Raw genomic sequence first — 11,813 nt, 5'->3', positions numbered from 1 at the left:
TACTTTTCCCACTTTGGTGGATATGCTTTTCAATCAATAGAAGTGAGTGAAACCACAGGTAGTGTATCGATGAGCAAAATCATAACATGGTAGTCATCAACAAAATCACCTAAGCACTGTGTCTTCTCCAGCATAAATTTTATTTAGCTATTTTAGTAATTAAATCCTGCTCAAATATTTTAATTTTCGCTTGCCTTTTGATATGCTAAGAACAAGGGGGAATCAAAGATGGAAGTTGATCTACAAATGCTGGCGATGATTTTCTTTATCAATCTCGCCTATGTCACATTGAACACACTGCGATTTTTATTGACAATGAAAGGGTATCGCGTGATTGCCCCATTAGTGAGTATGATCGAAATCACGATCTATATTTTAGGCTTATCTATGGTATTGGATCGTTTGGATAACCCGCTGAATCTCTTGTTCTATGCACTAGGCTATGCTGCAGGAGTCAGTATCGGGATCAAAATCGAAGATAAGCTGGCTCTGGGCTATACAATGGTCACAGTGATCCTACCTAGTAATACGGATGAAGAAAAGAGTTTGCCGAAGATTTTGCGACAAGAGGGTTATGGTGTGACACAAAGCTTTGGTGAAGGATTGGAAGGCCCGCGACTGATTTTAGAGATTCTTTCCCAAAGAAAAAGTGAGAAAAAGCTCTATCAAACGATCAAAGCGGTGGAAGAGCGAGCGTTTATCATCAGCTATGAACCCAAGTATATCTCGGGCGGTTTTTGGACCAAAAAAATCAGCCGTAGAGAGGCGAAGTTGAAAAAGCAAGCACCTGTTGATTGAGGAACTAGAGGCAGCTTGATCCATTCTTGAAGAATAGTTGCATAATAAGCAGGGAGTTTATTGATGAGAGGAAGCGTTAGGTGTGGAAAAGAAAGCAAATGGCATGATGGCGGTCATCGCTGCACTGATCTCAAACATTTTGGTGGCGATCAGTAAGTTTGTCGGTTATGCCTTGAGCGGTAGTGCGGCCATGCTGAATGAAAGCATTCATAGTGTCGTGGATTGCAGCAATCAGATCTTTTTATTGATCGGTGATAAACGGGCAACAAAGGGACAAAGTGAGCTGCATCAGTTTGGTGAAGGTCGGGCGAAATATTTTTTCAGCACGATCGTTGCGATGATGCTCTTCTTTGGTGGGGGCGCACTAGGCGTGATGGAAGCAGTGGAAAAGCTGCTGCATCCCGCCCATGAAGTCGGCAATACTTGGTTAGTGATCGCTATCTTGATCTTCGGGATGATCGTTGAAGGAAGTTCGTTGTGGATCGCAATCAAGGAGATCCGCGAGCTAAACGTCGAACGTCAACCAATCTATCGTTTTTTGAAAGAAAGTCGGCATAGTGAGATTTTGATCATTTTCACAGAAGACTTTTGTGCGGTGATCGGTCTGATGATCGCACTGATCGGAACGGTTTTAACAATGATTACCGGGAACGCATTTTTTGATGCCTTCAGCGGCTTATTGATTGGTCTTTTATTGATGGTAGCAGCGATCTTCTTAGCCCGCGAATTTTACAGTCTACTGATTGGGGAAAGTGTTACTAAACGTGATTTAGCGGTGATCAAACAAGCGTTTGAACGTCCCGATGTTGATCGCTTGATCGATGTGAAAACAGTCCATTTAGGGCCAGCAGAAATTTTGATTGCAGCGAAAGTCGATATTGCTGCAAAACAAGAAGAGGTCGGCTATGAGATCATTAATGAGATCGAAGCCGAGATTCGACATCAAATGGCAGATAAAAAAGTCTATATTTATATTGAAACGGATGAGTACGATCCTCACTACATGGAGAAGCGGCGCAAACTTGTGCGACCTTCCCACTGATTTAGCTAGAATAAAGCTGTTTTTTTTGATACAATAGACAAGGATTATCACATAGTGAAGGAGATTTCAAAATTATGATCAATGCAAGTGACTTAAGAGCTGGAATGACGTTTGTTCAAGACGGCAAACTTATCAAAGTATTAGATGCCAGCCACCACAAACCAGGTAAAGGAAATACGGTTATGCGTATGAAATTACGTGACGTTCGGACTGGTTCGACTTACGATACAACCTTCCGTCCAGAAGAAAAATTTGAAAAAGCGCATATCGATACGAAAGCTGTACAATACCTATATACAATGGACGATACCGCATTCTTTATGGATCTGGAAACCTATGAACAATATGAAATTCCAGTTGAAGTGGTTGAAGAAGAAATGAAGTTCATTCTAGAAAACATGGAAGTAAAAATTCAATTCTTCGGCAGCGAAGTGATTGGCGTGCAATTACCTTCAAGTGTAATCTTGAAAGTTGTTGAAACACAGCCATCGATCAAAGGGGCAACTGTGACTGGTTCTGGTAAGCCAGCAACGATGGAAACGGGCTTAGTTGTCAATGTTCCTGACTTTGTTGAAGAAGGCGAAATGCTAGAAATCAATACAGCTGAAGGTACTTATTTAAAACGTGCAAAATAGCAAAAAAACCGCGACTTGTTCGCGGTTTTTTCTTTGCTCTTGTCGTGTTCAGAAGTGGCTCATTGTCCCTTTGCCGATCTTTTTTGTAACGGATAGATACTATAAGGTTTACTGATAAAGTAGGCGACGGAGCAGACGATCACAAAGAAGGGTAGATTTTGAAAGCCAAAGACTTCTCCACCAATAAAGATCGGTGCAAATAAGGTGCTAGTGGCGCTGCCAAAAACACTGGCATAGCCTAGTGCTGCTACCAGTTCGATAGGCAGTCCGAACAGTGGTGCCAACACGACCCCCAAAGAAGAGCCAATCGCAAACAAAGGGGTGACTTCTCCACCCAAAAAACCAATGCTGATAGTTAATACGGTCAACACCAACTTAAGCAGCCAATCATAAGAATAGATCGGTTGCTTCGTGAAACTCGCGCTGATCAAATTTGTTCCTAAGCCTGAATAACGCCCTTGATACAACAAAACAAAAAGCAAGACTAACGCCAATGCGCCAATCCCAATACGCCACAGTGGATTCGGGAAGCGCCGCTTCATGATGCGTTTCATCGTTTCTAAACAGCCCGCAAAGCTGCCGCCAACCATACCAAAAATCAACCCAATCACAAGTAATTTCAGAAAAACAGGTATCGTCAAATCGACGGATTGAGGCAACATAAGACTAAATTTTTCTAAGCCTAACCATTGAGAAGTCTTACTAGCAGTGAAAGCAGCCAGCAAAGCAGGTAAGAGGGCATGATGACTGAATTTACCGATGACAAGCACTTCCAATGCAAAGAACGTCGCAGCGATGGGGGTTTCAAATAAACCAGCAAATCCCGCAGCCATCCCAATCATGATAAGGGTGCTGGCGTACTTTTCTAGTCGCAGCCAATTTCCTAAACGATTGGCGATGGTGGCACCTAACTGAACCGCAACTCCTTCTCTGCCTGCACTTCCTCCAAATAAATGCGTCAGCCAGGTTCCCACCATTACAAAAGGAATCAAACGCAGCGGAATATCTTTTTCTTCTTCCTGCCCGACTAAAAACACTAAGTTCATTCCTTGAGGACTCCGATCGCCATACTTTTGGAAAAGGTAAGTAAAGCAAATACCGATAATTGGTAAGAAGAGAATCAATGGCAAAAAATGACTTTCACGGAAGGCACTTAAGAACAGCAAAATTTTGCCAAAGAAAGTGTCAACAGCTCCAGCAAGCACCCCAATCACCAGACTGAGCAAACCTAATGCAGTCAGTTCAAAATACGTTGTTTCTTGTTTCTTCATTTCTATCACGATCCTTTAAAAAAGATAGGAATAATGCTCTTGCAACTATGACGAACGAGTGAAAATAAAAAATGACTACTACACACTAAAAAAAAGTGGTAGAAGTCATTAGCAAAATTGCGGTTTCAGTAAGAACTGAGGGAGACATTCATTCCCTATTAGCATCAATATTATCTGATAAAACCCTCGTTTTGTCAATGGATGCTGGTCGTGAAAAGCAATCCAACGAATACTTATCTTTTATACATACTTATGGTAAAATTAATTTCATAAGAATTTACATGTGAATTGAGCGTCGGAAGAGTCGCTGGCAAGAAAAGGGATGAAAGGACGATCCTTCTACTGGTTGACCAAGGGAAAAACAGTAGGTAGTGAGGAATCGGAGGGGAAGAAAGAATGATTGCATTTATGACGATCGAAAAATGGCTGCAAAGTGAGCGTTTTTACTATGTGATCCTACCAATTCTCATGGTGGTTGGTCTGATCGCATTATTAGGGTTCCTGATGGTTCTGCTTTATCGAGAAAACCGTAACCCAAAAGTGACGCTATTGCTTGGCGGCATAGTCGTTGCGTGTCTGCTAGGCTTTTTTATTGGAGATCAAGTGTATGGTGAATTCAAAACGTACAATGCGCTGATCACACCAAATATCCGAGACCGCGAAAAAATGTTTTTAGGCTATAAATATTACGAATCTGATACTACAGCAGTTTATCAGCGCATCCAAAGCAATGAAGCGATTGAAACTTTAGGGATCTATCAAGCAGTACCAGTGGAACGGGCGATTGAATTTCTTGGATCTGCTCATAACTCCGTATATTTTAAAATGGGCGCCCAGGTTTACTATGCTCGCTATCAACCGACATTTGTGGAAGAGGAAACAACGGCTAAGCTGCAGGGGGTTCAATACCATTTGATTGATCCTTCCTTTGAAACGATCGGCTTCTATTCCGAAACCAACAACTATTTGACGGCAATTACGATTCCAAAGTCTCAAGAAACCCTCGAATATCAATCCGTCGATTCTGTGATCCCGAAAGAATTTGGGAAAAGTCAAACCCAATGGGCGTTACCAAATAGGAATGAATAACCATAAAAGAAAACTACCTAAGTCACGAAAGAAAGCTCCTTCAAGCAGGAATCTTCCGTGCGCAGGTAGTTTTTTGTATGCTTGGTCAGATAACATTACTCTCGCTATGGCTGCTCAGGTAGTCCTCTTTCTTTTTGCGAGACAATTTTTTGAAGGCGGCTTCTGCTTGAGTGGCTTCACTGCGAGTGGAAAAGCTTTCCGCATGGATCATTTGTAATGGTCTGCGACTAGCAGGACGGGTATATTTTGCTCCGATCCCTTTGTTGTGCTCTAATAAGCGGCGGCTCAAATCAGTGGTATAACCACCGTAGAAGGATTGATCGTTGCAACGCAAGACATAAAAATAATGATTCTCAGCAGCCATAGAGCATCGCCTTCACTTCGGGACTATAGGCACCCGTTTCATCATAGGTAATGAGAGGGGAATCAATTTTAAAGCCATCCGCCTTGCCATCCTTGATTCCTTCAATCAATAAAATATTGGCCTCTTTGCCTACTTTCGGATAGACGAAGCGGACGCGCTTTGGTGCGATTCGATGGGCGCGCATATGGTCCAAAATATCGAGAAAGCGATCCGGGCGATGAACCATCGCAAACCGTCCGTTCATTTTTAACGCTTTGCTAGCGGTTTGGATCACTTCATCTAAAGTTGTGGTGATCTCGTGCCGAGCGATCGCTAAATAGGGATTCGGGTTTTTGATCGCCGTCGGTACATTTTTAAAATAAGGGGGATTGCAGACCAATAGATCGACGGAATCAGGCTTGATTTTTTGAAAGAGGTTCTTCAAGTCCAAAGGATAGACCGTCAGCTGGTCTTGCAAGTCGTTTAATTCGATACTGCGCTGCGCCATATCCGCTAAGCGTTCTTGCAATTCGATTTGATAAATATGAGCGGTCGTTTTTTTGCTGATAAATAAACCGACTGCGCCATTCCCTGCACAAAGGTCAACGATTACGCCTCTTTTTGGCACTCTAGCGTAATTTGCTAATAAGACAGCATCTAATGAAAAAGAAAAAACTTCGGAACTTTGAATGATCTTGATGTCATCGGCATACAATTGGTCGATGCGTTCGTTCGGTTGCAACATGAAGCATACTCCTGTTCTAAATTCATTTCAATGTATTATACTACGATTAAGAATAATGGGAAACGCTAAAAAATGCTTGTCATTTAAACCGTTTTTTTGCATACTTGAATAGGAGAGAAATAGAAAGGAAAATGAGTATGTTTTTTCGCTTTATGCGCGGTGTGGTTCGCGTAGTATTATTTTTGATCAACGGCAATGCTCGTTATCAAAACAAAGAGGTTTTACCTAAAAATGAAAACTACATTTTAGTGGCTCCTCACCGAACCTGGTGGGATCCATTGTACCTAGCAGTGGCTGCTCGACCAAAGAAATTTAGTTTTATGGCGAAAGAAGAGCTGTTCAAAAACCCGATTTTACGGTTCATTTTGATCCATGCCAATGCTTTTCCAGTTAAACGAGACAAACCGGGACCGAGCGCGGTAAAGACGCCAGTCAAAATTTTGAAGGAAACGGATCTTAGCTTGATCATGTTTCCAAGTGGTACGAGACACGCAACGGCTTTAAAAGGCGGCATGGCGTTGATCGCAAAAATGGCTAAGGTCAAGATCGTTCCCTCTGTTTATCAAGGACCGCTGACGTTAAAAGATCTTTTTAAACGCAAGCGAGTAACCGTCCGCTTTGGGGAGCCCATTGACATCAGTGACATCAAAAAGATGGACAAAGAGGGCTTGGCGGAAGTCGAACGGCGCATCCAGGGTGCATTTGACACACTGGATCAAGCGATTGATCCGTCATTTGTTTATCAAATCGATGAGTCCAAAAGAGAAGATTAATACCTAAGAAAAGCCGCTGACCCTTTTGTGATCAGCGGCTTTTTTCTAATGAGTTAATCCAATAATTCGAAAGCAAATTTGGTCCACGGTTTTAAATATTCCAACAAAGGCAGCTCGTCACTTGAAATGGCGCCGACTTTGTTTTTTCGCGTGTCTTGGTGAGGGGTCAAAACGATCTGCAATTCGTTTTTGTATTGGCCAAAGGTATCATTGCCGATAACGATGTCCCCATAGCCAAAAGGTTCTTGGTTTGTATGAGGGAAGTTTTCGATGGGACGGTACTTCACCCGTGACTGTGTGGAACGAGCGACTAACGCATTACTGTCACCACGACGAAAATGATTGGTTTCGGCTAATATTCTCCGTTCGATTTCGCTGGCCTCTGCGTCTACGGAAACGCCAAAGGTCAGCTTGTAACGATCGATCGCCGCCAGAGCTTTCAGCTCTGCATCCGACGCATAAGCATTGCCGATAATCACGGTATCGATCAACCCAGAAGCAAAAAGCAGCTTCCCTTGCAGTGCCAATGGTAAATCTCGACAAGATTCTAAGGTCGGTAAGCCATCATTGACTTCCCAAGGGCCGATTTTGGCTGATTGACTAGTGATGAAGGCGGCTGTTTTCAACCCGTATTTTTTAAAACGTTGGCTGCAGCTGCGGAAAAAAGCATCCGTTAAGCCTGTGCCTCGTTGGGGGTAAAAATTGTGGCAGCCATATAAAAAAGGTTCATTGGCTTGATAAGAAAGGATATTTTCTAAATAGTTCACATCATTACTCATATTCAATTCAATCGCCAAGCCAAATGGATTAAAGGTCAGCTGGGCTTCTTTACTGCCATCAAACCCTTGATCCAAGCGGATACCGTCCGCACCTAATTCTGCAAAGAAGCTAAGATCGTTATAAGAGATCGCCAGATCACTAAAAACAGCAGGCGAAATATCTAATATCGTTTCAAAGCCAAGGTTCTTGGCAAAGCCGATAATCGAAGAGAATTTTTTTCTGACGGTCTCTTTGCCTTCACTGACTTCTAGCATACTCATAAATAAGCGAGAGTAACCAAGGGCAGCAGCTTTTTTTAAATAGTCTTGATCCAGTAAAGGATCGCTATGGTCGGGGTAAATCGAAAGGCCAATTTCTCGTTTCAATGGTTTTCCTTCTTTCTAAAAAACCGCACGAAGCACCTCTTGGCATTGGAAAAAGCTGGTGAGGAAGGCTTCTTCTGTTTGTCTTGGTGGGTGCTTCGTACGACCTTTATTTACACATTATTGTACGACTGGTTGATTTTCTTTTTCCAATTCGTTTTTGTCATAGATTTTTACGAATGGGTAATAGATCAGGATCGATAAAAGAATCAAAAGAACATTCAGCACGATCGCACGCCAATCGCCGCCAGTCGCTAAGAAAGCGCCAATTGGTCCAGGCAATGTCCAAGGGGCATTGACCGTAACTGCATTGACTAAACCAGCTGAGGTAGCGACCCACGCAATGACGCCATTGATCAGTGGTGCAATGATGAAAGGTGGGATCAAGATTGGGTTCAAAACGATCGGTGTACCGAAAATCAGTGGTTCGTTGATGTTGAAAATAGCTGGAATCAAGGCTGTTTTTCCTAGTTTTGAACCGAATTCCGATTTGGTGCGAAACGCTAACAAGATAGCCAAACCAATCGTTGAACCAGCCCCACCGATCCAGATGAACCATTGATAAAATGGTTCGGCTGCGATATTGGGAATCATATCTCCTGAAGCAAGCGCAGTCGTATTTCCTTCCAATAACTGCAACCATAATGGACGAGCCAGTGAACCAACGATAGAAGCACCATGGATCCCGAATGACCAGAAGAAGGTCGTCAAGAAGGTGATCAAAAGCACACTTGGCAAGGTGTCTGCGGCACTGACTAAAGGATCAACGACTTTTGCCACGATCGTGTGCCAGTCAAAGCCGATATAGTAAGTGATCGCACCCATTCCTAAAATAATGACTAAGGTAGGGGTCAAGGCTTCGAAAGAACGAGCGACTGCAGGGGGGACTTGTTCTGGCATCGTGATTTTAAATTTCGATTTGTCCGTTAACCGATAGATTTCAACGGCAAGAATCGAGGTGATGATCGCCACGAACATACCAGCACTCCCTAAATTGGCCATTGGCAAGACAAAGCCGACCGTTCCAGCAGCATCCAAGGCTTCTGCTGGGATATTGACAGGGGTGAAGGTCAGTAAGAAGGCGGTCGTAGCTAGGATCCCGCCAGAAAGACCATCAAGCTTATAAGAGCGAGAAAGACTGTATCCGATCCCGAATGCCGCATACAAGCTCATAATGTACATCGTCATTCGATAAGGCAATAAGATCGTTGTGGCATTGCTAGACAAGAATTGATAGATGCCCCAACTTTGAGGCAGCGGTGGAAAGGCTAAAATCATAAAGAACGAACTGACGATGATCAATGGCAAGGTTGAAACGATCCCGTCACGAACCGCCCGCAAGTGACGCTGGCTGCCAAGTTTTTCCATCGGTCCTGCCAAATGGCGCTCGATGAATTGAGTGAATTTATCTAACATGGTTTATCCTCCTAAGGTGTTTTACATTTTTGCTTCCCATGGATTCGGAATGATTTTCCCTAAAATCACGCCTTGGGCTGCCCCGGTTGCTGCTGGGGCATTATTGACACGGCTGTGAAGGGTTTCATTTCCTAAGATGGCAAAAGCCACCGCTTCTTTGGCATCGTTGGAACCGCCAATGTCATCTTGTGTTCCAACGGCTACTGATTCTGGTAAATAGCCTTGGATCAGTTCAATCAGCAGAGGATTGTGGGCACCGCCGCCCGAGAGAATCACCTCCAGATCGTTTGTTCCCAACTGAGGAAAAATGAACCGTTGGTAACTGTCAGCGATGGAAAAAGCGGTGAAATCGGTTAAAGTCCTCACCAAGTCTTCAGGTGCTGCTTCGGGATACTTGGTCAATAACTGCTGCACGAAATGTTTTCCAAAAAGCTCACGCCCGGTGCTTTTCGGCGGTTGCTGGGACAAATAAAAATGAGTTCTTAATTCCTTTTGCAAGGTGGGTATAATTGCTCCCGCACGGGCTGTTTCACCAAACGCATCATAAGGCTGGCCGAATAACTGAACCATTAATTCATCGATGACCATGTTTCCTGGACCTGTATCAAAGGCATACAGCTCGTTTAAGCTGCCACTTTTTGGTAGTACAGTAACATTGCCGATGCCGCCAATATTTTGCAGCAAACGATTTTTGCTGTCTGATTGATAGAGCAGATAATCTGTATAAGGAACAAGAGGGGCGCCTTGACCGCCAGCAGCCATATCCATCACTCGAAAATCGGCGACGACTTTCGTTTGTAAGCCATAAGCGATAATCGAAGGTTCGCCAATTTGCAAGGTGCTGTTTTTCGCTGGATCAGAATCGGGGGAGTGCCAGATCGTTTGTCCGTGGCTGGCAACAAAGTCAATGCTTTTTTCTTCAATACCAGCCTTTTGGCAGAGGATTTGACACGCTTTCAAAAATTGATACCCTAGTTCAGTATTTAATTGGCAGATGAGGGGAACATTTGATTCCACCGGATCACAAGCGGTTTTTATTTGTTCCTTCAATTCTTCACCAATGGGTAGTGTGATCATTTCCAACAGCTGTACAGCAGTTTCGGTGCCGTAGCCATTGATTTTTACTAAAGCAGCGTCGATCCCATCCAAACTGGTTCCTGACATTAGTCCTATTGCAAGCATAGCGTTTCTCCTTTCTTTTAGAATAGTGATGAAAGCGATTGTTGAATTCGATTTCACACTCATTGTAAATGAAGTGTAATTATATTTCAAGATATAAATTTATAATTGAAAAAACATTTCAACATAATGATGTCAGGTGTTCGCTCTTTTTATCAAAAATGGGTGGTAAGTGAAATTTCGCTGGCAGAGAGATGTCTAACGATCAGGGAAAGTGGTATAATGGTTGGAAGGATATTTTTTAAGAAGGTGAAGAAATGCGCTTTATACATACAGCTGATTGGCACATCGGAAAAAAACTACATGGCTATGATCTGCTGGAGGACCAGCGAGCAATTATCGATCAAATCATTGCGATCGCTTTAGAAGAAAAAGCCGCTGCCATCGTCATTGCAGGTGATCTGTATGATCGTTCCGTTCCCGCTGTCGATGCGGTCAAATTATTGAATGAAAAAATCGCAGAAATCAATCTAACGAATGAACTGCCTTTATTGGCTATCTCAGGAAACCATGATAGCCCAACGCGGCTAGAAACTGGTAGTCAGTGGTTTCAGCAAACACGTTTTTATCTGTCCACCAGCATCGAACAAAGTTTACAACCGGTCGAGTTTGACGATACACAATTCTTTTTGCTGCCTTATTTTGAACCGATCGAGGCGCGCTTATTTTTTGACGAACCGTTAACGAAAATTTCAGATAGTGTCCAAAGAGTGATCGAGGAGATGACCAAGTACTTTGATTCGTCAAAAAAACAAGTGTTAGTGACCCATTTTTTTGTGGCGGGCGCTAGCCAAACGGATTCTGAAACGAAAATTCAAGTTGGCGGATTGGACAGCGTGCCGACCACAGCTTTTGCACCTTTTGATCGAGTCGTTTTGGGGCATTTACATGCCAATACCGCCCTGAAACATCCGAAAATCGGGTACAGTGGCTCTCCGCTGAAATTTTCCCTTTCTGAACGGACGAACCAAAAAGGGGTCTATCTTGTTGATACTGTAAAAGACACAAATGAATTTATTCCCCTGACACCAAAAAGGGATATCCAGCAACTGACAGCCTCCTTTGAGGAGTTGATCGATCCGGTTTTTTACCGTGAGCTGGATCGTGAGGCGTTTTGGCATTTTCTGCTGACGGATCGTGCTGTGATTCCAAATATGATGAATCAGTTGCGAAAGATCTATCCATTTATTTTGTCTGTCGAACGGTTGAATGGTCGAGAACAGACGAAAAAAAGACAGATAACGACACGAGAAACCGACCCGCAGGCCTTGATCAGTCATTTTTTTCAAGAGATGACGGGAGATTCCTTGCTCGATGCACAAACCAAGTGGATCGAACAAGGATTAAATGAAGCATTTGTCGTGGAAAAGAGGGAATAGT

General features: G+C 43.3%; 12 protein-coding genes and 1 riboswitch. Of the genes, 6 read left to right on the top strand and 6 right to left on the bottom strand.

Translation table 11 applies throughout. From position 1 onward, the window contains the following. Window positions 1-228: 228 nt before the first annotated feature. The 3 genes from IGI69_RS10140 to efp all read left to right on the top strand — a co-directional run bounded on the left by IGI69_RS10140 (window position 229) and on the right by efp (window position 2,475). Window positions 229-798 (top strand): DUF2179 domain-containing protein, encoded by a 570-nt coding sequence (locus tag IGI69_RS10140; protein ID WP_005229664.1) that lies wholly within the window; start codon window positions 229-231, stop codon window positions 796-798. A 103-nt stretch (window positions 799-901) separates the two neighbouring features. Next, a complete protein-coding gene (locus IGI69_RS10135; protein WP_005229666.1) occupies window positions 902-1,840 on the top strand; it encodes a cation diffusion facilitator family transporter in 939 nt (312 codons plus the stop codon). 74 nt (window positions 1,841-1,914) lie between these two features. Continuing rightward, a complete protein-coding gene (gene efp, locus IGI69_RS10130; protein WP_005229668.1) occupies window positions 1,915-2,475 on the top strand; it encodes an elongation factor P in 561 nt (186 codons plus the stop codon). Window positions 2,476-2,534: 59 nt separating this feature from the next. Here the strand turns inward: efp and IGI69_RS10125 are convergent, their stop codons facing one another. Next, window positions 2,535-3,746, bottom strand: a complete 1,212-nt coding sequence (locus tag IGI69_RS10125; RefSeq protein WP_115232521.1) for a chloride channel protein — start codon at window positions 3,744-3,746, stop codon at window positions 2,535-2,537. 92 nt (window positions 3,747-3,838) lie between these two features. Beyond that, window positions 3,839-3,911: riboswitch (Fluoride riboswitch) on the bottom strand. Window positions 3,912-4,142: 231 nt separating this feature from the next. Between IGI69_RS10125 and IGI69_RS10120 the strand changes: the two genes are divergently transcribed. Further along, entirely contained in the window at window positions 4,143-4,835 is a 693-nt protein-coding gene (locus IGI69_RS10120; protein ID WP_438740713.1) for a hypothetical protein, read from the top strand. Between the two features lie 85 nt (window positions 4,836-4,920). Here the strand turns inward: IGI69_RS10120 and IGI69_RS10115 are convergent, their stop codons facing one another. Both IGI69_RS10115 and IGI69_RS10110 read right to left on the bottom strand, forming a co-directional pair. Beyond that, on the bottom strand, window positions 4,921-5,199 hold the full coding sequence (locus IGI69_RS10115; RefSeq protein WP_005229675.1) for a GIY-YIG nuclease family protein: 279 nt from the start codon (window positions 5,197-5,199) through the stop codon (window positions 4,921-4,923). Continuing rightward, window positions 5,189-5,923 (bottom strand): tRNA1(Val) (adenine(37)-N6)-methyltransferase, encoded by a 735-nt coding sequence (locus IGI69_RS10110; protein WP_005229677.1) that lies wholly within the window; start codon window positions 5,921-5,923, stop codon window positions 5,189-5,191. The genes IGI69_RS10115 and IGI69_RS10110 overlap by 11 nt, the downstream gene beginning before the upstream one ends. A gap of 137 nt (window positions 5,924-6,060) precedes the next feature. Here IGI69_RS10110 and IGI69_RS10105 point away from each other — a divergent pair, with 137 nt between their 5' ends. Next, window positions 6,061-6,696: a lysophospholipid acyltransferase family protein gene (locus IGI69_RS10105; RefSeq protein WP_005229679.1), complete on the top strand. Its 636-nt coding sequence runs from the start codon at window positions 6,061-6,063 to the stop codon at window positions 6,694-6,696. Window positions 6,697-6,749: 53 nt separating this feature from the next. Here IGI69_RS10105 and IGI69_RS10100 read toward each other — a convergent pair whose 3' ends face one another. The 3 genes from IGI69_RS10100 to anmK all read right to left on the bottom strand — a co-directional run bounded on the left by IGI69_RS10100 (window position 6,750) and on the right by anmK (window position 10,436). Next, window positions 6,750-7,841: a DUF871 domain-containing protein gene (locus IGI69_RS10100; RefSeq protein WP_438740711.1), complete on the bottom strand. Its 1,092-nt coding sequence runs from the start codon at window positions 7,839-7,841 to the stop codon at window positions 6,750-6,752. A gap of 117 nt (window positions 7,842-7,958) precedes the next feature. Next, window positions 7,959-9,254 (bottom strand): PTS sugar transporter subunit IIC, encoded by a 1,296-nt coding sequence (locus IGI69_RS10095; RefSeq protein WP_016610823.1) that lies wholly within the window; start codon window positions 9,252-9,254, stop codon window positions 7,959-7,961. Between the two features lie 21 nt (window positions 9,255-9,275). Further along, window positions 9,276-10,436, bottom strand: a complete 1,161-nt coding sequence (anmK, locus tag IGI69_RS10090; RefSeq protein WP_438740708.1) for an anhydro-N-acetylmuramic acid kinase AnmK — start codon at window positions 10,434-10,436, stop codon at window positions 9,276-9,278. A 254-nt stretch (window positions 10,437-10,690) separates the two neighbouring features. On the opposite strand from anmK, the gene IGI69_RS10085 reads away from it, so the two are divergent. Further along, window positions 10,691-11,812 (top strand): exonuclease SbcCD subunit D, encoded by a 1,122-nt coding sequence (locus tag IGI69_RS10085; protein ID WP_438740706.1) that lies wholly within the window; start codon window positions 10,691-10,693, stop codon window positions 11,810-11,812. The last annotated feature ends 1 nt before the right edge of the window (window position 11,813 follow it).

It is taken from the genome of Enterococcus sp. DIV1083b (assembly GCF_051713705.1).
Lineage (GTDB): Bacteria > Bacillota > Bacilli > Lactobacillales > Enterococcaceae > Enterococcus_D > Enterococcus_D casseliflavus.
The sequence above is the reverse complement of the archived record's forward strand: the minus strand, read 5'-3'. Positions and strand labels throughout refer to the sequence as shown.